Annotated in this window: 21 protein-coding genes; 10 read left to right on the top strand and 11 right to left on the bottom strand. The window is 37.1% G+C overall.

Annotated features, from left to right (window positions below; all coding sequences use genetic code 11):
* Nucleotides 1-11 precede the first annotated feature (11 nt).
* The 5 genes from C3V42_RS01250 to C3V42_RS01230 all read right to left on the bottom strand — a co-directional run bounded on the left by C3V42_RS01250 (nucleotide 12) and on the right by C3V42_RS01230 (nucleotide 7,557).
* Entirely contained in the window at nucleotides 12-2,864 is a 2,853-nt protein-coding gene (locus tag C3V42_RS01250; RefSeq protein ID WP_106013378.1) for a TonB-dependent receptor, read from the bottom strand.
* Nucleotides 2,865-3,043: 179 nt separating this feature from the next.
* Nucleotides 3,044-3,742 (bottom strand): lactate utilization protein C, encoded by a 699-nt coding sequence (locus tag C3V42_RS01245; RefSeq protein WP_106013377.1) that lies wholly within the window; start codon nucleotides 3,740-3,742, stop codon nucleotides 3,044-3,046.
* Nucleotides 3,743-3,747: 5 nt separating this feature from the next.
* Nucleotides 3,748-5,160: a LutB/LldF family L-lactate oxidation iron-sulfur protein gene (locus C3V42_RS01240; protein ID WP_106013376.1), complete on the bottom strand. Its 1,413-nt coding sequence runs from the start codon at nucleotides 5,158-5,160 to the stop codon at nucleotides 3,748-3,750.
* A gap of 1 nt (nucleotide 5,161) precedes the next feature.
* Nucleotides 5,162-5,893 (bottom strand): (Fe-S)-binding protein, encoded by a 732-nt coding sequence (locus tag C3V42_RS01235; protein WP_106013375.1) that lies wholly within the window; start codon nucleotides 5,891-5,893, stop codon nucleotides 5,162-5,164.
* Between the two features lie 68 nt (nucleotides 5,894-5,961).
* Nucleotides 5,962-7,557, bottom strand: coding sequence for a lactate permease LctP family transporter (locus tag C3V42_RS01230; protein WP_106013374.1), 1,596 nt, complete (start codon nucleotides 7,555-7,557; stop codon nucleotides 5,962-5,964).
* A 268-nt stretch (nucleotides 7,558-7,825) separates the two neighbouring features.
* On the opposite strand from C3V42_RS01230, the gene C3V42_RS01225 reads away from it, so the two are divergent.
* The 10 genes from C3V42_RS01225 to yciH all read left to right on the top strand — a co-directional run bounded on the left by C3V42_RS01225 (nucleotide 7,826) and on the right by yciH (nucleotide 17,428).
* Nucleotides 7,826-10,204, top strand: a complete 2,379-nt coding sequence (locus C3V42_RS01225; protein ID WP_106013373.1) for an ABC transporter permease subunit — start codon at nucleotides 7,826-7,828, stop codon at nucleotides 10,202-10,204.
* 11 nt (nucleotides 10,205-10,215) lie between these two features.
* Nucleotides 10,216-10,722 carry an L-2-amino-thiazoline-4-carboxylic acid hydrolase gene (locus C3V42_RS01220; protein WP_106013372.1) on the top strand — a complete coding sequence of 169 codons (507 nt, stop codon included), beginning with the start codon at nucleotides 10,216-10,218 and terminating at the stop codon, nucleotides 10,720-10,722.
* A complete protein-coding gene (locus C3V42_RS01215; protein ID WP_106013371.1) occupies nucleotides 10,719-11,945 on the top strand; it encodes a M20 family metallo-hydrolase in 1,227 nt (408 codons plus the stop codon). Before C3V42_RS01220 ends, C3V42_RS01215 begins: the two co-directional genes overlap by 4 nt.
* A 48-nt stretch (nucleotides 11,946-11,993) precedes the next feature.
* Nucleotides 11,994-12,671, top strand: a complete 678-nt coding sequence (gene cmk, locus C3V42_RS01210; protein ID WP_164994206.1) for a (d)CMP kinase — start codon at nucleotides 11,994-11,996, stop codon at nucleotides 12,669-12,671.
* A gap of 96 nt (nucleotides 12,672-12,767) precedes the next feature.
* On the top strand, nucleotides 12,768-14,417 hold the full coding sequence (gene rpsA, locus C3V42_RS01205) for a 30S ribosomal protein S1 (RefSeq protein ID WP_106013370.1): 1,650 nt from the start codon (nucleotides 12,768-12,770) through the stop codon (nucleotides 14,415-14,417).
* A gap of 122 nt (nucleotides 14,418-14,539) precedes the next feature.
* Nucleotides 14,540-14,821, top strand: a complete 282-nt coding sequence (locus tag C3V42_RS01200; protein ID WP_065264606.1) for an integration host factor subunit beta — start codon at nucleotides 14,540-14,542, stop codon at nucleotides 14,819-14,821.
* 81 nt (nucleotides 14,822-14,902) lie between these two features.
* Entirely contained in the window at nucleotides 14,903-15,196 is a 294-nt protein-coding gene (locus C3V42_RS01195) for a LapA family protein (RefSeq protein WP_065264607.1), read from the top strand.
* Complete coding sequence (lapB, locus tag C3V42_RS01190; RefSeq protein ID WP_106013369.1) at nucleotides 15,196-16,386, top strand: lipopolysaccharide assembly protein LapB; 1,191 nt, start codon at nucleotides 15,196-15,198, stop codon at nucleotides 16,384-16,386. The genes C3V42_RS01195 and lapB overlap by 1 nt, the downstream gene beginning before the upstream one ends.
* A 23-nt stretch (nucleotides 16,387-16,409) precedes the next feature.
* Nucleotides 16,410-17,102 carry an orotidine-5'-phosphate decarboxylase gene (pyrF, locus tag C3V42_RS01185; protein WP_106013368.1) on the top strand — a complete coding sequence of 231 codons (693 nt, stop codon included), beginning with the start codon at nucleotides 16,410-16,412 and terminating at the stop codon, nucleotides 17,100-17,102.
* Nucleotides 17,103-17,107: 5 nt separating this feature from the next.
* Entirely contained in the window at nucleotides 17,108-17,428 is a 321-nt protein-coding gene (gene yciH / locus C3V42_RS01180; RefSeq protein WP_106013367.1) for a stress response translation initiation inhibitor YciH, read from the top strand.
* Nucleotides 17,429-17,456: 28 nt separating this feature from the next.
* Here yciH and hda read toward each other — a convergent pair whose 3' ends face one another.
* From hda to dnaK, 6 genes are all read right to left on the bottom strand, one after another.
* The gene (gene hda, locus C3V42_RS01175; protein WP_065264611.1) at nucleotides 17,457-18,152 is read right to left on the bottom strand and encodes a DnaA regulatory inactivator Hda; all 696 of its coding nucleotides are present in this window, start codon (nucleotides 18,150-18,152) and stop codon (nucleotides 17,457-17,459) included.
* Nucleotides 18,153-18,221: 69 nt separating this feature from the next.
* A complete protein-coding gene (locus C3V42_RS01170) occupies nucleotides 18,222-19,463 on the bottom strand; it encodes an NCS2 family protein (protein ID WP_065264612.1) in 1,242 nt (413 codons plus the stop codon).
* A 106-nt stretch (nucleotides 19,464-19,569) separates the two neighbouring features.
* Entirely contained in the window at nucleotides 19,570-20,196 is a 627-nt protein-coding gene (upp, locus tag C3V42_RS01165; RefSeq protein ID WP_106013366.1) for a uracil phosphoribosyltransferase, read from the bottom strand.
* Between the two features lie 178 nt (nucleotides 20,197-20,374).
* Nucleotides 20,375-21,523 carry a molecular chaperone DnaJ gene (gene dnaJ / locus C3V42_RS01160; protein ID WP_106013365.1) on the bottom strand — a complete coding sequence of 383 codons (1,149 nt, stop codon included), beginning with the start codon at nucleotides 21,521-21,523 and terminating at the stop codon, nucleotides 20,375-20,377.
* A 62-nt stretch (nucleotides 21,524-21,585) separates the two neighbouring features.
* Nucleotides 21,586-21,990: an effector binding domain-containing protein gene (locus tag C3V42_RS01155; RefSeq protein WP_048954061.1), complete on the bottom strand. Its 405-nt coding sequence runs from the start codon at nucleotides 21,988-21,990 to the stop codon at nucleotides 21,586-21,588.
* Nucleotides 21,991-22,223: 233 nt separating this feature from the next.
* Nucleotides 22,224-24,131 (bottom strand): molecular chaperone DnaK, encoded by a 1,908-nt coding sequence (gene dnaK, locus C3V42_RS01150; protein ID WP_106013364.1) that lies wholly within the window; start codon nucleotides 24,129-24,131, stop codon nucleotides 22,224-22,226.
* Nucleotides 24,132-24,153 lie beyond the last annotated feature (22 nt).

Genomic DNA, 24,153 nt, shown 5'->3' with positions numbered 1-24,153 from the left:
ATATGAACTTACTAGAATTTATAGTTCAAACTCAGAATATAAGTTCTTCCACGTGCAAAGTTATAAAGTACAGATTTATCTGAACCACCGTTACAAGCAGATGGATCTTTTGCACATTCGATAGAAGTATTTAAACTTGAATAATATCTTTGCGAAGCCGCATCATTTCCAGCATCTAATGGATCAACATAACGTTTATCTAACAGATTTTGTACTTCCGCTTTAATAATCAAATCTTTGATTGGTTCATAGCTGACGTGTAAATCTAAAATAATCGGTTGTTTTTTAATATCTTCTGTCTTTTTAATAGCATAATAAATTCTGTCGCCCGCAGTATTTTCTTCATAGCGAGAACCGTTGATGTATTCTTCTTGAGTTGTAGCACGCTTACTTTTTCCATAGTAACGGGCTGCGATACCAAGAGTTAATTTTTGATCAAACCAGCGAGTGCCAAGCTCTAATCTACCGTAGTCTTTTGGTAACATAGTGATTCGTGATAAACCATAACCTTGTTTCAAAATATCTTCGTTTGAGGCATTATTCGGTCGTGGGCTGGCATCTGCATAATTGGTCGGCTGATTCGTGCGTTGATAAGCATAGGATAAGTTCGCAAAAAAACGTCCCATATCATAATTCAGCTCTAACTCAGCTCCACTTTTTTTCACTATTGGTTGATAATTTTGATGAGCAATCGTCAGACGAAAACCATTGACGCTTGCCCACTCAGGAAGAACACCATCTCGCGACCAATCTCCATACACATTGTGGATATAGTTTTCAATAAAGCTACGATAGCCAACAACCTTAACTCCTAATACATCGTCTTGAGTAAAAACGCCTTTTTTATAGGTATTAAAACCAAGTTGATAAGTTTCTGCTCGTTCAGGTTTTAATGCGGTATTCACCCCCGCATCAGACACTTGAGAGAAAAACATCTCTTGAATATTCGGCATTCTGTGTGTGCGCGAATAAGTGAAAAATGGCATAAAATAATCGCTTAGCTCAGCACTTAATGTGGCAGAATGATTGAACGCTGTTTTATGCCCTGATTTATGCAAAATCGGTTCATTAATTTGTGTTGGTGTATTTTCGTAACCTACATATTCACCGTTAAATGCATAATGCGTAAAATTGACACTATAGTCTAAATGGTAAATTCCTTTAGAAAGTGCGGTATCAAAATACACTGTTTTAAATTTTTGTTTACCGGAAGGTTGTAAGATTACTGAACGTTGAGGCAGTAAACTTTGAGTACCCTCTAGCTGCCCATCTGTATACGTGTAACGACCAGGTTCGCCTGATGCTCCTTTGTAAAATAAACTTAGCTCTTCTGGAAAACGGTTTTTACTGTATTCATTGGTAAAATAGTTAAAACCTAATGTGGTTTTTAAATCAATTTCTTTTGGTAGTAAGAAAGTATGGCTGTTGTTTATATCAACAATATTCGCTGCATTTTTTGTGATAAGTTTATCTCTAACTCGCCAACCTACAAAAAATCCACCTTTAGGATAAATGGTTTTGCCAATGTTATGTGCAGCCATTAAATTAAGATCAAGATAGCTGTTATTATTGAAGTTATAATTGACTTGGTAATTACGGTTTTCAATTTTGCGAGAACCAATTTTATTATCTAATGTACGTAGTTGCGCCCCTAGCGTATGGTGATCATCGCCATATTCAAATTTTAATAAATGGCTACGTGAGCGTGATTGCAAACTGCCTGGTTCAATAGGGGCGAGGCTATATTGATCTTTATTACGTTCAAATGATTTGTCAGTTTTTTCAATTCCATCATCACCTTTTTGGAGTTCTTCAATATCTTCGGGTTTTTTGCCAGCTCCTAATTGTTGTAGAATGTTTTTTCTAGCCTGATTTTTATAAATATTCTTTACACTGGTCTCAGTTTCTTCAGGATCATATATATTGGATTTTTCAATATGGGTAATGCAATTTGAATCAGTCCATATGGTTTCTGTTTCTCCTGTGAAATCATTAGAGTTTGTCGTTTTTTCTGTACTTCCATGAAATGTTGGATTTGGTGCATTGCAAGACCAATGGTTTTTGTTTAAATCAGGTATCCACTGTCCAGCTGAATTTAAAACATAACCTGCATTGTGGAAATAGGCTTCTTTTTCTTTAGCAAGAATATCCTGCCCTAATGATGCTAATCGTTCTCCGCCACCGATACGATAATCTTGTGAAACGTCACGTTGGCTATAACCATACACCACGCCTACATAGCCACCATTATCAAGCCATTTTCTGCCTGCCGCCATTGTCATAAAATTGGATTTAGTGGCATTGCTCCCTGTCATTCCTTTCAGAATAATACCAAATGGTTTGTCATCGGTAATAACATCATTAACGCCCAATGTTCTAAAATTAGCACTGCCCGCTAACGCATTTATACCGCTTGTTCCTGAAAAGTTGCTTTTATTGACATCGACACCAGCAATAAAATTGGGCTCTATCGCTGCTCCAAATTGAGAGCTACCACCAGATTGTCCCGAATCCATTGAGGTGGAATAAAAGGTTTGTGTAACCCCATCAACCATTGTATTGACACGACCTAACCCATTTTCGCCACGAATATTCACAGAAACTACGCCAGAGCCTTTATCTTGTTGAGTAAAAGCACCAGGAATACTTCGAATAACTTGATCTATAGTTTGGGTTTCTTTAAAAATATGCTCTCGGGTGCTTTTGGCTTTCGCTTCCGTAAAAGGTTTTTTATCGTTGGCGACATTTTTTTCTACTACATCAATTTGATCTAATGTTTCTTCAGCTTTTGCATCAACGATAGAAACACTTAGGGTATTGATTAAGCAGAGTGTGATTAAATTTAATTTAATAACTTTCTTCATTATCATATCCTTTTATTATTGAGAAAGATTATCATTATTTCACTTTAACTAAAAAACTCAAGAGGTAATTTAATAAAATTAATGAAATAACAAAAAATAATGAAAAAAACTAATTTCAGATGAAGGTGGAAAAATTTCTTGATTGGGGAAAGTAAAAGGGGCATTTGCCCCTTTCTGCATTATAGATCATCAATTATTAAATAGATTTTTGCTACGGGTCCATGGACACCAATCACTTTAATCAATTCAATATCCGCCGTTGAGCTCGGACCTGAGATAATATTGATACAAGATGGCATACGCTCGCCTTGTTGTGCTTTCTCGTGTAATACTTTCGCCACTTGTGCAACACGAGGAACAATTTGACTTTTACGTAAAACAACAATTGATTTCTCAGGTAATAAACTCACTGAACGTCCACGATCTGCGCTAGAGAATAAGACGATTCCGCCAGTTTCCGCCAAACCATATTCTGCATAAACTACGCCAAGATTAGCTTTTTCAGAAAAACGAATGTTATCTTGTGCCGTTTCTGATGACCACGTATGGCAAGTATATTTCGTTTCAAGCGCTACAGGAATACCAAGTGTGCTCAATCTTTCATCGGAATTAAGTACAACATCACCGCCACCATATTTTTCACAAAGAGCAAGTAAAGTTTGCACTGCATCAGATTCTTTACACACATTTACGTCCACCATCATGGTTTTCGCAGAATTGATAAATTCATTCGCTAAATCAACCGCACTTAAATGGGTTAAACGCTCAGTTGGGTATGTATTGACTGGTGCATCCATCGGTTCAGGTTCGATAGCTCGGGCTTTACCCATTTTCGCCGCTAATTTATTAAGAAAATTTTCGCGATTTTGTAAATCCATGCTTATTATCCTCTCTCTCTATTATTAAACCATTGACGGAAACTTTCGCCATCTGCTTGTGGTAAATCTCGTGCTTTTGTCCATTCACCCAATGCCCCAAATGTAATTGGTGCTTTACCATTTTTGATCAGCTTACCCGCTAATTTCGCACCAATATTCACACCTGTTTTCCATAGTGTTGGGTTGGCATTGGCTGTGGTGAAACCAAAAATAGATAAACGTTCCATCGCGGGAGTTTTACCTAACTCTACCATTTTCTCACGGTGTTTTAAGATTAACTGTGCTAATGGAATACGCACTGGACAGACTGAGTTACACGCGTTACATAATGAACAAGCATACGGCAATTCTTTGAATTCATCATAACCACCTAGTAATGGAGAAATTACTGCACCAATTGGACCTGGGTAAATAGAACCATACCCATGACCACCGATTTGACGATATGCCGGACAGGTATTCAAACAAGCACCGCAGCGGATACAACGTAAAACTTCTTGAAATTCAGACGCTAAAATATCTGAACGGCCATTATCCACAATAACCAAATGGAATTCTTCAGGGCCGTCGGTTTCACCAGAAAGACGAGGACCGGTTAACCAGGTGTTATAACCGGTTAATTTCGCCCCTACCGCACTACGAGCAAGCATCGTAATTAACACATCCACCTCTTGGAAAGTCGGCGCTAAACGCTCTATTCCCATCACGGCAATATGCGTTTTCGGCAATGTCGTCGCTAAACGTAAGTTACCTTCGTTTGTCACCAAACAAACTGAGCCGGTTTCCGCTACGGCAAAGTTACAACCACTGATACCGATATCAGCCTCTAAAAAATCTTGGCGAATTTTTTCACGTACGAAACGCGTCATATCTTCAGGCGTTTCCTCGCCTTCATAGCCGAGTTTTTCAGACAAATCTTTGCGGATTTGGTGACGATCTTTGTGGATTGCAGGCACAACGATATGGGATGGTTTATCACCTGAAATTTGTAATAGATATTCACCCAAATCGGTTTCGATCACTTGCATTCCCTCTTTTTCAAGTACTTCGTTTAAACCGATTTCTTCAGTCACCATGGATTTAGATTTTACGATTTTCTTCGCATTTTTCTCTAATGCGACTTTGCGAATATAAGCACTCGCTTCTTCGGCAGTTTCAGCAAAATACACTTTACCGCCATTTTCCATCACTTTTTCGCTTAATTGATACAAATAAGCATCTAAATTAGCTAAAACATGGTTACGAATCTGTTTAGATAAATCACGCCATTCTTCCCAATGACCTAATTCGTCCACCATTTTTTGACGGTTAGCCCCAATAGTTTCTTGGGCTTTCACTACCGCTTTACGCATAATAGTGTTGTGCACTTCATGATCGACACGCGCTTTAAAAGGAAGATTACTGGTTTTCAATGACATCTTATTTCTCCCCTTGCATTAATACTTCCGCAATGTGCATCACTTTAATCTTGCTGCCTTCGCGTTGTAAACGACCACCAATATTTAATAAACAACTTACATCTGCACCGATTAAATATTGTGGTTCAACCTCTTCAATATGCTCAACTTTTTCTTTCACCATTTCGCCAGAAATCTCAGCCATTTTCACAGAGAAAGTTCCACCGAAGCCACAGCAGGTTTGTTGATTATGAATAGGAAGTAGTTCTAATCCTTTCACATTTTTTAACAGTGCGATAGGCTCATTTACGATGCCCAGTTTACGTGTAAGGCTACAAGAAGGGTGATAAACCGCTTTACCTGGCAAATAGGCACCAATATCAGTTATTCCAAGTTTATTCACGATAAAATCGGTTAAATCACAGAAACGTGAAGCTACTTTTTGGGCACGTTTAGCCCAGTCTAATTCCCCTGCGTTAGTGAAGTAGTTAGGATAATTTTTGATCGCATAAACACAAGAACCGGCAGGTGCTACGATTGGGTAATCATTTACTTCAAAGGTTTCGACTAAGTTTTTCATGCCAGGGATAGCTTGTTTTGTATAGCCACTATTTAATGCAGGCTGCCCACAACAACCTTGTTTTTCAAGGAAAGTAACATTGCAACCGAGTTTCTCAAGCAGTAAAACGGTGTTTTTGGCCACACCACTTTTTACTACGTCTGCAATGCAGGTTACGTAGAAATTTACGTTCATTTTTAATCACTCCAATAAGAGAAAAGTAATAAATGACCGCAAAAGTGCGGTCATTTTTCCAAGTAAATTTATAGATTATAAAGTAAAGGTACTAAGTACAGCGCACAGAGTGCCGCAATAATACCGTAAATCATCATAGGGATAATGGTTTTCTTAATAATGGTACCTTCTTGGTTAGAAATATTTAATACTGAACTGACAGCAACGATATTATTAATACATACCATATTTCCCATTGCGCCTCCAACAGATTGTAAAGCTAGGACTAGCGCTACTGAAATTCCTGTTGTTTCCGCTGTAGAAAGTTGAACACTACCAAATGTTAGGTTAGATACGGTGTTTGATCCCGAGAAGAATGCCCCTATAGCCCCTAAGAAAGAGGAGAAAATTGTCCAGTTACTGCCGGATATTTCTGCAAAGGTGCGACCAATAATTTTCACCATAGAGTGTTCGCCGCCGACTAACATTAAGTTCACCATAACCAAGGCTCCCACTAAGGCTATAAATGGATTTTTTGATTGTTGTAAACTTGAAGCAAAAACGTTTTTAACATTACTAATTGAGACGTTAAATATAGGAATTGTAATTAAAACTGTGATTACAAATGGAATTAACGCTGGTACGTAAAGCAATTTGTAGCTTGATGATACATCAGAACCAAAAATATCTTTTAACGTAAAGATTAAGCCTTTACTAATTTCAAATGTACCTAATGATCCTAGAGTTGTGGAGAACCAAATTGTGGCGTCATTCATCATTGCTTTGAAAGGTAATTGATGGATACGTGTAATGATTAGGAATGCAATCAATAAACCTGTTGGGAATAATGCTTTCATTACTTGCTTAGTTGTGACCGAATTATTATCCAGAATATTTTCTACTTTTGTTAAGCCAATATTGCGATTTGCAGCCCATACAGAAATAAATAAACCAATTGCACCGCCTACTAATGATGGAAATTCATCATTAACTTGAGCAAGTAAGAAATAAGGAATGACACAAGCAAAGACACTGATATAGATAAATATAATATTTTTACGAATATCGTTCCAACTTACTAAGACTCGTAATGCTAATAATGGAATAATAAATGCGGCAATAGAATGGATAAATGCTGTAATCGAACCAATTTCCAAAATCATATCTTCTGATAGTTTTAGTGGACCGAAACCAAACCATGTAGGCGTTCCCACAGCCCCAAAAGAGACTGGGACGGAGTTCATGATTAGTGCCAACATGGCGACTTTTAATGGATGAAAACCTAGCCCGACTAAAATAGGTGCCGCAATGGCTGCAGGTGTACCAAAACCACTTGCTCCTTCAATCATAAAAGCAAATGCCCAACCGATAATCATTAATTGAGCTACAGGATTGGGATTAATATTCCCTAGCCATTTACGCATGGTATCTGTCGCACCTGAAATTTCTGAAAAGCGATTAAATAAGATCGCGCCAAAAATAACTGTGATTGGAGTTTGTACAGCAATAATAGCGGAAACAACATTGGCACTAATTGTGACAATATCGGTATTAAAGTGAAGAAGATGGACACCCATTACTAATGTTGCAATCCAAGGTAATGCGACATAAGAAGGCAAGGAATTTCGTTTTACCATTAGATAAATCAGCAAAACAATAGGAAAAATACTCAGAACAAAAGACATTAGAAAATATCCTTAAATTTATAATAAAAAAGACTCGTGCATTGTATGGATTTAGGCATAAAAGAATATACCTCTTTTGGGAAAATGTGATCAATATCTCATAAAAAATTAACATTTTATTTTCATTTTTTACATTTTTATTACCAATCTTCTCTGATTAAAATCTTAATAGACTAAAATGGAATATGATGTGGGGGTTAATTATTAGATGAGGAGATAAAAGATTTATAGAATCAAATACACATTATATAAAAATATAAGGAAATATATGTTCAACATTATAAGAAAAGTCTTGCTAGGTGTTTTTTGTTTTATTTATTCAGCAATATCCTTTGCAGAAGGAAATAGTACGTTACAAGTGGGGATTGATTTAACTTATGCGCCTTATGCTTATTTAGAAAGAGGAAAAGCCTCTGGTTTTGATCCAGATTTAATGGAGTTAATTGGTAAAAAATTAGATAAGAAGGTTGAATTCAAAGATACACGTATTGAGAATATCATTATTGGCTTGAATGCAGGACATTATAATTTGGTGGCTTCTGCATTATATGTGAATGCACAACGTGCCAAACAGGTAGATTTTTTACCTTATTTGCAAACTGGTGGTGTGCTTGTTGTCCGTGGTAATGATAGGTTCTTACCACAAAGATTAGAAGATTTATGTGGCAAAAGTATTTCTTCTATGAAAGGTGCAGCCTGGATACAAACTATGAATAGAGTCTCACAAGAATATTGTTTGCCAAATAATCTTAAACCTCTTGTAGTTAAGGAATATCCTAGTGCCCCAGAAGCTGCTCAAGCTTTATTATCTGGCGGAGTAGATGTGCAATATGAAGATGCTGCCGTTGCTCAAATGGTAATTAATCAATTAGGTTCTAAATTAAAAATAACCAATAAAGAACGACTTTATCCAGTGTTAATTGGTTTAGCCTTTAATAAAGATGATGTGAAAGGAAAAGCAGAAATTGCCCAGACCCTTAAAGACATCTTAGCTGACGGTTCTTATAAACAGCTCTTGAAAAGATATAACTTAGAATTTCCCAAAGATGAATTATTAAAAGCTAATGGTTTAGAAAATGCCATTGAACAAGCTATCGTGTCCAATTCAGACGAAGAAAGTGAAGCAGTTTCTGAACAAGGGGTTAATTGGAAGTATCTTGGTAGCCTATTTTTTAATACCGATTTCTGGAAAGCCGTTCTAACGGTTTTAGAACTCAGTACATTAACTTGGATATTGGCTATTCTATGGGGATTTCTTCTAGCATTAGGTTCTCAATCCACTAATAAAGTTTTTAATCAATGTAGTAAAATCTATATTTGGTTATTCCGTAGCTTACCATTATTAGTGCTTCTGATTTTCATCTATAACGTTCCGCAATTTTGGCCAGCAAGTTCTGTTGTTTTATCTAACCCATTTATTGCAGGTCTAATTGCTATGGTGCTAAGTGAATCGGCTTATATTGCAGAAATTCACCGTAGTGCATTATCAGCGATTCCAAAGGGTCAATATGAAGCAGGAAAAGCCTTAGGTATACGCTTCTGGGGAATTCAACAATTAATTGTGATTCCACAGGCCTTAAAAGTAGCTTTACCGCCGTTGACGAACCAGTATATCACTATTGTTAAATTAACGTCTTTGGTTTCAGTAATTTCATTAACTGAAATTTTACTAGTAGGACAGCAGCTTTATACGCGTAATTTCTTAGTACTAGAAACCTTATTAGCTGTTGCATTTTATTACATTATAATTGTGACATTACTTACTTGGATACTAAAAAAATTTGAAAATAAATTAGATATTTCATTACGTAAAGGGCAGGAAATTTCTGACATTAATGTAAATGAAGAAGAACTTTCATCTTATTCTATTCTTAAACTAGAAAAACCAAATAATGAAGATGTGTTAAACGTTAGAGGATTGAGTAAATCATTCAATCAAATTGAAGTCTTAAAAGATATTAATTTTTCCTTAAAATGGGGGGAGGTATTGTCAATTATTGGTTATTCTGGTTCCGGTAAAACAACTTTAATCCGAAGTATTAATGGGTTGGAAACTATTGATCAAGGTAAGGTTTATTTGGAAGGGGAAGTGTTTATTAATGGGAAACATTTTGTATCAAATGCTCAAAATAAAATTGTGAATTTAGGAATGGTATTCCAAAGCTATAACTTATTTCCGCATAAAACAGTGTTGGAAAATCTTCTATTAGCACCAGAATATCATGGTAAACCCGAACAGGAAACATATTTATTAGCCTTAGCAATGTTGGATAAAGTGGGATTACTTTCGCATGCAAATAAATACCCTCATCAATTATCAGGAGGGCAGCAACAACGTGTTGCCATAGCTAGAGCTCTAGTTATGAAACCCAAAATTATGCTCTTTGATGAACCAACATCGGCACTTGATCCTGAATTAGTTAGTGACGTTTTATTGGTGATGGAAGGGCTTGTTAAAGAAGGCATGACGATGATTATTGTGACCCATGAAATGCAGTTTGCGTTAAAAATTTCTGACAAAATTGCCTTTATGGATTCTGGTGAAATTGTGTTTTTACAAACACCAGATGAATTAAGAAAAAATGATGATCCGCGTATACGTCGCTTTATAAATAACGAAATTTTATTAAATGATTTTAGTATTTAAGGAGTAATAATATGTCACAAGATTTTTCTAAATTTGTTGAAATTGGTATTTTGCAACAACGTAAAATTGAAGCAGAAATAGTTAAACCAATCTACGAAATTATGAAACGTGAATTTGGTTTGGAAAAGGCTAAGACTATTATTGAAGAAGCAGTCGCGAATGCTGCTTTAGAGGCGGGAAAAGAATATGCAAAACGAGAACCAAATGGTACAAGCGTAGAAAGCTTTGCTGCATTGCAATATTTATGGGAAAAAGATGATGCCTTGCGTATTGAGGTGCTTGATAACACACATGAAAAATATAGCTATAACGTACATCGTTGCCGATATGCGGAAATGTACAAAGAAATGGGATTAGAGGAAATTGGTTTTCTCCTTTCTTGTAATCGCGATAGTAAATTTATTGAAGGTTATGCTCCCAATATTAAATTAACTCGTCCGCATACAGTGATGAATGGTGATGGTTTCTGTGATTTTAGATACCAACTTAAACTTAAAATTGATGAGAATCAATCATGAGAAAAATTAATAATGAAAGATTATTAAAGTTACTAGATGATTTTGCTCAATTTGGTAAAACTGAAAATAATGGGGTGACTCGACTTGCTTTGTCTAATGAAGATAAGTTAGCGAGAGATTATTTCATTCAGTTATCAAGGCAAGCTGATTTTTCTGTTAAAGTTGATCCTATTGGTAATATTTTTGTTAGAAGAGAAGGAAAATATCCTAAGCTATCCCCTATTTTGGTCGGTTCTCATGGAGATTCTCAACCTTTAGGAGGTCGATATGATGGTATTTATGGGGTATTAGCAGGATTAGAAGCACTATTGTCATTAAATGATTATCAGATTGAAACTGAACGACCTATTGATCTTGTAATGTGGACTAATGAGGAAGGTTCTCGTTTTTCTCCAGCCATGATGGGGTCCGCAGTATTTACTGGTAAATTATCTATTGAAGAAGCATTCAGGAAACAAGATAAAAATGGCATAACTGTTGAGTCTGAACTAGAAAGAATTGGTTATTTAGGAAAAGATGATTTTTTAAATTATAGACCATATGCTGCACTTGAAATTCATATAGAACAAGGGCCTATTCTTGAAAGAAATCATACAGATATTGGAGTCGTAAGTGGTGCCTTAGGGCAAAATTGGTATCAGATTCAATTAGATGGTCTGGCTTCTCATGCTGGAACGACGCCAATGAATATGCGCAAAGATGCTGGTATAGGTATGGCGGAAGCAATGATGGAATTTAATAAGTTGGGTATGAAAGAAATAAAACATCAAGGACGAGTGACGATAGGTTCAATTCAACTTACTCCAAATTCTCCTAACGTTATTCCAGGGCGAGCAAATTTTACATTGGAAATTCGCCATCCTGATCAACAATCATTAAATCGTTTGGATAAAGAGATTTATAAAATTGTAAATAATATATCGAATAAATACCAGTTAGATGCTCAGATTAAACAAGTAGTCAATCTTCCTCCATTGGTATTTAATTCTGATTTACTCAGAATTATTCGACAAATAGCTGATAAATTGGGTTATAGTCGAGAGGATATTGTTTCTGGTGCTGGTCATGATTCTTGTCATTTGAATAATGAAATGCCAACAGCGATGATATTTATTCCATGTATAGATGGATTAAGTCATAACGAGCAGGAAAATATTACAGATGAATGGTGTGAAAAAGGGGGAAATATTTTATTTAATATGCTATTAAAATTAGCGAGTTAACCAAATTCTCTCTATAATATACAAAATTTTTATAGAGAGATTTGTTACATGGGAACGATTATTACCGTTGATGGGCCTAGCGGTGCTGGGAAAGGTACGCTTTGTTACGCTTTGGCTGAAAAGCTAGGTTATGCGTTGTTGGATAGTGGAGCGATTTATCGCGTTACAGCATTAGCGGCATTACAACGTAAAACTGATTTAACAAATGAGTCGGAGCTAGCTGAATTGGCTCGTCACTTAGATATTCAATTTATTCCTCAAAATGGCGAGGTGAATATTTTACTTGCTGGTATGAATGTAAGCCATTTAATTCGCACTCAAGAAGTCGCTGATGCCGCATCTAAAGTCGCTGTGTTTCCAGAAGTGCGGTCAGCTTTGCTACAACTTCAGCAAGATTTTGCGAAAAATGATGGATTAATTGCTGATGGTAGAGATATGGGGACTGTGGTATTCCCAAATGCTCAAGTGAAGTTATTTTTAGATGCAAGTGCTGAAGAACGTGCAAAAAGACGTTATAAACAGTTGCAATATAAAGGAATAAATGGTAACTTTGAGCAGATTTTAGCCGAGATAAAAGAGCGTGATTTTCGTGATAGAAATCGAGAGGTTGCGCCTCTAAAACCAGCTGATGATGCTCTGTTATTGGATAGCACAACGTTGAGTATTGGTGAAGTTATTGATCGGGCGTTAGCTTATATTCAAGAAAAGGTGTCAGTTTCGATTTAACTGTTTGTTCAAGGAAGAATAAGCATTTATCCTCAACCCCGCATTTTATGGATTTTAATGTGGATGTTATTAACTTAAATTAAGAAGATTATTTATATGTCAGAATCTTTTGCTCAACTTTTTGAAGAATCATTAAAAGGCCTTGAAACTCGTCAAGGTTCAATCGTTAGCGGTACTGTAGTAGCTATCCAAAAAGGCTTTGTGCTTGTTGATGCAGGTTTAAAATCTGAGTCTGCAATTCCAGTTGCTGAATTCTTAAATGCACAAGGTGAACTTGAAATCCAAGTTGGCGATACTGTAAATGTTGCATTAGATGCAGTTGAAGATGGTTTCGGTGAAACTAAACTTTCTCGTGAGAAAGCTGTTCGTCACGAATCTTGGATTGAATTAGAAAAAGCTTACGAAGAAAAAGCGACCGTTATCGGTTTAATCAACGGTAAAGTGAAAGGTGGCTTCACAGTTGAGTTAAACGGTGTTCGTGCATTCTTACCAGGCTCTTTAGTTGATACTCGTCCAGCGCGTGAAGCAGATCATTTACTTGGTAAAGAATTAGAATTTAAAGTAATCAAATTAGATCAAAAACGCAACAACGTTGTTGTTTCTCGTCGTGCAGTGATTGAATCTGAAAATAGCCAAGAACGTGAACAAGTATTAGAAAATCTTGTTGAAGGTTCAGAAGTTAAAGGTATCGTTAAAAACTTAACTGAGTACGGTGCATTCGTTGATCTTGGTGGTGTTGACGGTTTATTACATATCACAGATATGGCTTGGAAACGTGTTAAACATCCAAGCGAAATCGTGAATGTTGGCGATGAAGTTACTGTTAAAGTATTAAAATTTGATAAAGATCGTACTCGTGTATCTTTAGGCTTAAAACAATTAGGTCAAGATCCATGGGCCGCAATTGCTGAAAATCACCCAGTAAATAGCAAATTAACTGGTAAAGTAACTAACTTAACAGACTATGGTTGTTTTGTTGAGATTTTAGATGGCGTTGAAGGTTTAGTTCACGTTTCTGAAATGGATTGGACTAACAAAAATATCCACCCATCTAAAGTTGTTAGCTTAGGCGATACTGTTGAAGTAATGGTATTAGAAATTGATGAAGAACGTCGTCGTATTTCTTTAGGTTTAAAACAATGCAAAGCTAACCCATGGACTCAATTTGCTGAAACTCACAATAAAGGCGATAAAGTAACTGGTAAAATCAAGTCTATCACTGATTTCGGTATCTTCATCGGTCTTGAAGGTGGTATCGATGGTTTAGTTCACTTATCTGATATTTCTTGGAATGTATCAGGTGAAGAAGCCGTTCGTAACTACAAAAAAGGTGACGAAGTTTCTGCAGTAGTATTAGCGGTTGATGCAGTGAAAGAGCGCATTTCTTTAGGTATCAAACAACTTGAAGAAGATCCATTCAATAACTTCATAGCAATCAACAAAAAAGGTGCTGTAGTATCAGCAACAGTAGTTGAAGCTGATGCAAAAGGAGCTAAAGTTGAATTAGCGGGCGGTGTTGAAGGTTATATCCGCGCAGCTGATTTAACAAATGAAGTTGCTGCAGGTGACGTAGTTGAAGCTAAATACACTGGTGTAGATCGTAAATCTCGTATCGTTCACTTATCAGTGAAAGCAAAAGATCAAGCTGAAGAAGCTGCAGCAGTTGCAAATGTGAATAACAAACAAGAAGAAGTTGCTATTCCAAACGCAATGGCTGAAGCATTTAAAGCAGCTAAAGGTGAATAATTAATTCACATAGTAAGGCTGGGCTCATGTCCAGCCTTATTTGTTAGGGCTTATTGCTAATGTATTGAAATAATGTATTAGCAATAGATCTTAATTTGAATAATATGAGGGGAGAAAAGACGATGACTAAATCAGAACTTATCGAAAAATTATCAGAAAAGCATCCAATGTTACCTCTGAAAATGGTTGAAAATATTGTAAAAGATATTCTTGAGTTTATGTCTCAGTCTCTCGAAAATGGTGATCGTATTGAAGTTCGTGGGTTTGGTAGTTTTTCGTTACATTATCGTCAGCCTCGTTTAGGGCGTAATCCTAAAACAGGTGATTCAGTAAAATTAGATGAGAAATCAGTGCCACATTTCAAGGCGGGTAAAGAATTAAAAGAACGAGTAAATTGTTTATAGTTCATTAGTACAAACGGCGCGTAAGTGTCGTTTTTTATTAGAAAGTTTGGCATAATAGTGGCGTAATTGAAGAGGGGAATTATGATTAAGTATATTTTAGGTTTTGTGATTGTTATTGCTATTGTACTTGTTGCGATTACTGTTGGAGCCAATAACGATCAAATAATAACCTTTAACTATATTGTGGCAGAAAGCCAGCTCCAACTTTCTACACTTGTCGCGATTTTATTTGGTTTTGGGTTAATTCTTGGTTGGTTAATTAGTGGATTTTTCTATTTAAAATTAAAATTCAAGAATATGGTTTTAGCGCGCCAAGTTAAACGTCAAACATTACAACTTCATGAATTAACGACTACCCGTGATAAGGCTGTCTAATGCTGGAATTACTCTTTCTACTATTGCCCATCGCTGCAGCCTATGGTTGGTACATGGGGCAGCGTAGTGTAAAGAAAGATCAAGATGACATTAGTAATAAACTCTCCCGAGATTATGTTACGGGGGTAAACTTCTTACTTTCCAATCAAACTGATAAGGCTGTAGATCTATTTTTGAATATGCTACAAAAGCAAGAAGCCGAAAATGAAATCGAAAGCCACTCCCAATTTGAAGCTGAACTGACTCTTGGCAATCTATTCCGTTCTAGAGGCGAAGTTGATCGTGCTCTTCGCATTCATCAGGCTTTAGATCGTAGCCCAAATTATACTTTTGAACAAAAACTGCTCGCTAAGCAGCAGCTTGCTCGAGATTTTATGACTGTTGGTTTTTTTGACCGAGCTGAAAGTCTTTATATTTTACTAGTGGATGAACCTGAATTTGCAGAAAATGCTTTGCAGCAACTTTTAGTGATTTATCAAAAAACTAAAGAATGGAAAAAAGCGGTTAATATTGCTGAAAAACTCGCAAAAATCAAACCACAAGAGAATAATATTGAACTTGCGCAATGTTATTGTGAATGTTCACAAAGTTTAGAGCCTGAAAATGCGGTTGAAAAACGCAGTATTTTACAAAAAGCTTTGTTGGTTTCTCCTACTTGTGTTCGCGCTTCTTTATTACTCGCAAATTTAGAAATGCTTGAAGGCCAATATCAACAAGCAGCAAAAATACTAGAAAATGTTTTGGAGCAAAATCCAGATTATACGGGTGAAATTTTATCACCTTTAAAACATTGTTATGAAGAATTAAATCAGTTAGATAACTTTGAGTTATTCTTAATTCGTGCTGGTCAAATTACTAATAATGATGAGGTAGAGTTAGCCCTAGTTAAATTAATTGAAGAAAAAGATGGAAAACTTGCTGCTCAAGCTAAGCTTTATCAGCAACTCACGAAAAAGCCAAGTACTTTAATTTTCCATCGTTTTATGCAGTATCAAATTGATGAGGCAGAAGACGGACGTGGAAAAGAAAGTCTAATTTTATTACATAAAATGGTGGGGGAACGAATTAAGCAAACTTCAGCTTATCGTTGTACAAATTGTGGTTATCAAATCCACAAGTTGTTGTGGAATTGCCCATCTTGCCGTCAATGGGAATGTATTAAACCAGTTTCAAGTCAAGAACATAATTAATTGATACTCTGTGAGGTAACATTATGACAAGTAAAATTATTGTGGCATTGGATTATGAGAAAGAATCAGATGCTCTTGCTTTAGTTGATCAAATTGATCCGAATTTGTGTCGATTAAAAGTGGGTAAAGAAATGTTTACTACACTTGGTATGAATTTTGTAAAACAATTGCATCAACGTAATTTTGATGTTTTCTTAGATCTTAAATATCATGACATTCCAAATACGGTAGCAAGAGCGGTCCGATCCGCCGCTGATTTGGGGGTATGGATGGTCGATTTGCACGCAAGCGGTGGGCTACGAATGATGGAAGAAGCTAAGAGAATTCTTGAACCTTATGGGAAAGATGCGCCATTGCTTATTGCTGTGACGGTATTAACCAGTATGGAAGATTTGGATTTATTACAAATTGGGATTAATGCATCGCCAATGGAACAAGTTTTACGCTTAGCTCATTTAACCCAACGCGCAGGTTTGGATGGAGTGGTTTGTTCTCCGCAAGAGGTTGAAATTTTACGTAACGCTTGTGGAGAAGAGTTTAAATTGGTGACCCCAGGTATTCGTCCAACTGGGGCTGATTTTGGTGATCAGAGACGAGTGATGACTCCTACTGCTGCGATTCGTGCTGGTTCAGATTATTTAGTAATAGGGCGTCCTATTACTAAAGCTAATAATCCAGTAGAGGTTCTTCGTTCTATTAACGCGTCTATTAGGTAAGAATGATGTCAGATTCTGTTTTAGTGTATTCAACTGATGCGGGGCGAATTAAAGAGGAAAAGGCTTCTGTAGTTCGTCCAAAAGGAGACGGTGTTGTACGTATCCAAAAACAAACGAGTGGTAGGAAAGGTGCAGGCGTATCGGTTATAACTGGTTTAGATTTATCTGATGAGGAATTGAAAAAATTAGCTGCTGAATTAAAAAAACGTTGTGGATGTGGTGGTTCAGTTAAAAATGGAATGATTGAGATTCAAGGTGAAAAGCGTGATTTGCTCAAGCAATTTTTAGAGCAAAAAGGGTTTACCGTTAAATTATCAGGTGGATGATTAAAAAGGCGCATTAGCGCCTTTTTTGTTAAAGATTTAAAATTTCTTTAACGAAAGGAATCGTAAGATTTCGTTGTGCTTGCAACGAGGCTTTATCTAGTAGATCAAGTGCTTCAAATAATGTGTGCATGTCTCGTGCTAGTCGTGTAAGTAAAAAATTAGCCGTCTCATCGGGTAATTGAATTCCTCGTTGATAAGCGTTATGTTGTAGCACACTAATTTTTTGCTCGTCAGTTAGGGAATTTAATTGATAAATTTCACCCCAAGTCAAGCGGGAGTTCAAATCAGGCAATTTTACAGAAAGTGCAGAAGGCGATTTATCTGAACTAATAAGCAAAAGCGTTTTTCCGCTTGCTTTAATTCGATTGAATAGATCAAAAATAGCTAATTCCCATTCGTCATTTCCGATCACACTTTGTACATCATCTAGACATACTAATTCTTGCTGTTCTAGATTTTCAAGAACTGCGGTAGAAAAATATTGAGATTTGCTGAGCGGTACATAAATAGCAGTACGTTGATTGATTAAATATTCGTTACTGAATGCTCTAAGAAGGTGAGTTTTTCCAGAACCTTTATTTCCCCAAATATAGAAAAACTGTTGTTTTAACTCAGATGAATTTTTGCGTAAAGAATCGAGCAATAAAAGATTATTATCGCCGTAAAAGTTTGCTAATGTGGCATCATCAATTTGATGAATGGGTAAGGGAAGCTGCTTATTCAAATATTTATGTATTACAGATTATAAGTAAGAAAAGGGCTAAATTGGGATTTAACCCTTTTAAAAGAACTCTTATTCTACTTCATTTTTTGCTTTCGGTAAAACAAGGTTTAAGATGATAGCAACAACTGCGCATAAGCTGATACCTTTTAGTGATACATTGCCTACATCTACAAACATATTGCCGATACCAAATGTCATGACGACAGAAATAATACACAGATTACGTGCTTCGGTAACATCAACTTTGCCACGAATTAAGGTGCTCATGCCCACGACTGCGATTGAACCGAAAACAAGCATCATAATCCCACCCATTACAATAGTTGGAATCGTTGATAGGAAGGCGCCTACTTTTCCACAGAATGAAATCGCAATAGCCCAAATGGCAGCCCATGTCATAATATTAGGATTGAAATTTCGGGTTAACATTACGGCACCAGTCACTTCAGAATAAGTTGTATTTGGTGGGCCACCCACTAAAGAAGCCGCTGCAGTTGCTAAGCTATCGCCTAATAAAGTGCGGTGTAATCCTGGTTTTTTTAAAAAATCTTTACCTGTTACAGAGCTGATAGCCATAATACCGCCAACATGTTCTACCGCCGGTGCAATAGCAATTGGCAACATATAAAGAATAGCTTCTAGGTTAAATTCAGGAGCAGTTAATTTTGGTAAGCTGAACCAAGGCGCATCAATCACTGGTTGGAAATTAATTAAACCAAGGAATAAGCATAAAATATAGCCCGTAGTAATACCAAACATAATTGGGATGAGTTTCATCAATCCTTTGGCAAACACAGCTACAGATAAAGTAGTGAGAAGTGTTACCATTGAAACTAATATAGCGTCGTTATAAGCATAAGCACTGTTTTTGCCTAATGACATATCAACTGCTACAGGGGCAAGCCCCATCCCAATAATAATAATCACTGGCCCCACAACAATCGGTGGGAAAATACGTTGTAATGCTTCAGTTCCACGTAATTTTACCAATATACTTAGTGCTAAATATACAAGACCCGCCGATGCTAATCCCCCCATAGTGGTTGGAATCCCCCATGTCTGAATACCATATTGAATCGGTGCGATAAAGGCAAAAGATGAAGCTAAGAAAATAGGAACTTGTTTGCCAGTGCAAAGTTGGAAGAGTAGGGTGCCAACGCCAGCAGTTAGTAATGCAGTATTGGAATCAAGACCAGTAATTAATGGTACAAGAACGAGCGCACCAAATGCGACGAAGAGCATCTGTAGGCCAACAAAAGATTGTTTAAGTTTACTCTGGTTTTCTACCACGGAAGAATTTTGATGTGTCATTTAGTTTCAACTCTCTGTTTGAATTAACTGAAAGTGCGGTCAATATATTTTTAATATTTCATGCACCGAAAAAAGACGGTATGAATACCGTCTTTTGTTTCTGGGATTATTTAGTCCCAAAAATTTTATCACCCGCGTCACCGAGACCCGGAATAATGTAACCATGTTCATTTAGGTGGCTATCAATAGAAGCACAGTAAAGTTCAATGTCGGGATGTGCCGTTTCAAGAGCCTTAATACCTTCTGGCGCAGCGACTAAAACTAATACTTTAATATGCTTACAACCTTTTGCTTTTAAAAGATCAAGGGTAGCAATCATAGAACCGCCCGTTGCAAGCATCGGATCAACAACAATTGCAAGGCGCTCTTCTAAATCGCTAGCTAATTTTTGGAAGTAAGGGACTGGTTCAAGGGTTTCTTCATTACGGTAGATCCCCACTACACTGATGCGTGCGCTTGGTACATGTTCAAGTACACCATCCATCATACCTAAACCTGCACGTAAAATTGGGACAACCGTTACTTTTTTACCTTTAATTCTGTCGATTTCTACTGGGCCATTCCAACCGTTGATCGTTACTTTTTCAGTTTCTAAATCTGACGTTGCTTCGTAGGTTAATAGGCTACCGATTTCTGTTGCCAGTTCACGGAATTTTTTTGTATCAATCTCAGCTTCACGCATCACACCTAATTTGTGTTTAACAAGTGGGTGTTTTACTTCAACCAGTTTCATATTTACTCTCCTTTTGGCGTTTAAAAAACAAATTGAAGAATTCTAGATTAAAAAAAAGAAAAAAGGTAGCAATTTATGAAAATATTTTAAAGAATACCAAGAATGGAATAGGGACAACTATAATAATTTGGATAGGCTATAAGCAAAAAGTCCGCGAAAGCGGACTTTTTCATTATCTTTATTTGTCAGATTTACCCAAATTATCAAAGAATTTTTTCACACCGTCCAAAAATCCTGAAGATTTTGGCGCATGCTTACTTAAATCTTTACCTTGTAAACTTTTCTCAAGTTTTTGAAGTAATTCTTTTTGTTCGCTAGTTAAATTAACGGGTGTTTCGACCGCGATACGACAAATCAAATCGCCCGCATAGCCACTACGTGTAGAGGCGACACCTTTGCCTCGCATGCGGAATAATTTTCCAGTTTGCGTTTCAGCTGGGATTTTAAGTTTTACTCTGCCATCTAAGGTCGGTACTTCAATTTCACCGCCAAGCGCTGCAGTAGCAAAACTAATCGGTACTTCGCAATATAAGTTATTACCGTCACGTTCAAAAATGTTATGTTCTCTCACATGAATCACAACATATAAATCTCCAGCTGGCGCGCCATTTTCACCCGCAGCACCTTTGCCTGCTAAGCGAAGTTGATTGCCCGTATCTACACCTGCAGGAATTTTTACTGAAAGATTTTCTTTCTTATGCACACGCCCTTCACCATGACAGCTGCGACAAGGTTTTTCAATTTTCTTACCACTACCATGACAAGTTGGACAAACACTTTCAGATACAAAGAAGCCTTGTTGACGACGAATTCGACCAGAACCGTGGCAATGCGGACAAGTTTCCACTTTAGAACCTTTTTCAGCCCCAGAACCACCACAGCTATCACAATGTGCAAGGGTGTTAATTTGAATATCTTTAGTTGTACCTTTTACGGCTTCTTCTAAAGTGATTTCTAAGTCATAGCGTAAGTCTTCGCCACGAACAACGCGCTGACGACCACGGCCACCGCCACCAAAAATATCGCCAAAGATATCACCAAACATATCACCAAAATCAGCACCACCAAAGCCGCCACCGAAACCACCTGCGCCACCACCTTGTTCAAAGGCTGCATGACCATATTGATCATAAGCTGCGCGTTTTTGATCGTCGCCTAATACTTCATAAGCTTCATTAATTTCTTTAAATTTTTCTTCCGCTTCTTTACTGCCTTGGTTTTTATCCGGATGATGTTTAGACGCTAAACGTTTATACGCACGTTTAATATCATTCTCACTCGCCCCTTTTTTCAATCCAAGGACTTCGTAGTAATCTTTTTTTGCCATAGTGTTTCCGTATTTTTATTTGCAAATATTTTGTCATTTCTGACCGCTTACATTTGCTATTTTTAGCAATGTGGGCAAATTGAAATGTAAATATCCACTTTTCCATTTGGATAATATTTCTCAAAATCCACTTTATAAGCGCGTTTTAATAAGCCTTGCTTTTCTTTATTCCAAATGCGTTGCCACGTTTGAACTACTGATTCATAAGTCGTGGGGAAGATTTCATACCAAGTCAGATCTTCAATTTCAATGGTTGAAAAACTGCCTTTAGGTTTACTTTCTTGAGCAACAGCAACATCATAATAGCCCGTAAAATCCGATTCGTAATTCAGATAAACACCATAATAAGGGGCATTTTGAGGCAATTTTACAAAATTATTCTGCCAAAGCTGTCCAATCTTTTCAGCAGGATTTTCCTTTGTGTTATGCGTACGAATTGTAGCAAGTGGATAAAGTGTAAGTGGCATAACTATTCCTTAAATTTACAAAACTCTGGGTAAATTTGACCGCTTATAACATATTCCCCTCTTTAGCAAAGAGGGGCGGGGGAAGATTTGGCAGAAGTAAATTTAGCTCATAAGAAAATTTGATATCGCTATCAAATCTCCCCTACCCCCTCTTTTCTAAAGAGGGGGATCATTTATATACGCCAAAAGGGCGTGTTTCCACGCCCCCTGTTTATGCTAAGAAGAGCGGTGAATTATTTATTATCTTTCACTTCTTCAAATTCCGCATCTACCACACCATCATCTTTTGCTGATGATTGTTGTGGTTGCTCGCAACCAGCTTGTTGAGCTTTTGCTTGAGCTGCTTGCATTAATGGTTCAGAGGCTTTAATTACCGCTTCAATTTTCGCTTCAATTTCTGCTTTATCTTCACCTTTTGCTGCTGTTTCAAGCTCAGCGACTGCAGCTTCAATTTTCTCTTTATCTGCAGCACTCAATGCGTCGCCAGCTTCTGCAATTTGTTTACGTGTTGCGTGAGCAATACCATCAGCTTGGTTACGTGCTTGAACAACTTCTTCAAATTTACGGTCTGCATCAGCATTTGCTTCTGCATCACGCACCATTTGTTGAATTTCTTCATCAGATAAACCAGATGATGCTTGAATACGAATTTGTTGCTCTTTACCCGTATTTTTATCTTTTGCAGATACATTGATTACGCCGTTTGCATCGATGTCGAAAGTGACTTCGATTTGTGGCATACCACGCGGTGCAGGGTTGATACCTTCTAGGTTGAATTGACCTAAAGATTTATTATCTGACGCACGTTTACGTTCACCTTGAAGAACGTGAATTGTTACAGCACTTTGGTTATCTTCCGCTGTTGAGAACACTTGCGATTTTTTGGTTGGAATCGTTGTATTTTTCTCAATTAAAGTGGTCATCACGCCGCCCATGGTTTCGATACCAAGTGATAACGGAGTAACGTCTAATAAAAGAACGTCTTTCACATCACCTTTTAATACACCACCTTGAACTGCCGCACCGATTGCCACCGCTTCATCAGGGTTAACATCTTTACGAGCTTCTTTACCAAAGAATTCAGCAACTTTTTGTTGTACAAGTGGCATACGAGTTTGTCCACCCACAAGAATAATATCGTGGATTTCACTTACGCTTTTACCTGCATCTTTTAATACAGCTTTCAAAGACTCAATTGAGCTTGCCACTAAATCTTCTACTAATGCTTCTAATTTTGCACGAGTGATATTTAATGCTAAGTGTTTAGGGCCTGTCGCATCTGCAGTGATGTACGGAAGGTTCACTTCAGTAGATTGAGCTGATGAAAGTTCAATTTTAGCTTTCTCTGCTGCTTCTTTTACGCGTTGTAATGCCATTGGGTCATTACGTAAATCGATGTTTTGTTCTTTTTTGAACTCATCAATAATGTAATCAATTACACGGTTATCGAAGTCTTCACCACCTAGGTGAGTGTTACCACCCGTTGCTAACACTTCGAAAGTTTGTTCACCATCAAAGTTATCAATTTCGATGATTGAAATATCGAATGTACCACCACCTAAGTCGTAAACAGCGATCACTTGGTTCTCTTTGCTTGAACCTAAACCGAACGCCAAGGCAGCTGCCGTTGGTTCATTAATGATACGTTTAACATCTAAACCTGCGATTTTACCCGCATCAATAGTTGCTTGACGTTGTGCATCGTTGAAGTATGCGGGCACAGTGATTACTGCTTCTGTTACAGATTCACCCAAGAAATCTTCTGCAGTTTTTTTCATTTTTTTCAATACTTCAGCAGAAATTTGCGGTGGTGCTAATTTATCACCTTTTACATTTACCCACGCATCGCCGTTATCTGCACGCACGATTTCGAAAGGCATAATTTTAATATCGCGTTGAACTTCTTCGCTTTCAAAACGACGACCAATTAAACGTTTAATCGCAAACAATGTATTTTTCGGGTTAGTGATTGCTTGACGTTTTGCTGGTTGACCCACTAAAGTTTCATTATCTGTATAAGCAATAATTGAAGGGGTTGTACGTGCACCTTCTGCATTTTCAATTACGCGAGCCTTGTCGCCTTCCATGACTGCTACACAAGAGTTTGTTGTACCTAAGTCAATACCAATAATTTTTCCCATTTTGTACTCCTAGTAAAAATTT

This window comes from Haemophilus sp. oral taxon 036, from assembly GCF_002998595.1.
GTDB lineage: Bacteria > Pseudomonadota > Gammaproteobacteria > Enterobacterales > Pasteurellaceae > Haemophilus > Haemophilus haemolyticus_K.
Note: the sequence above shows the minus strand (reverse complement) of the source record. Positions and strands in the feature narration are given on the sequence as shown.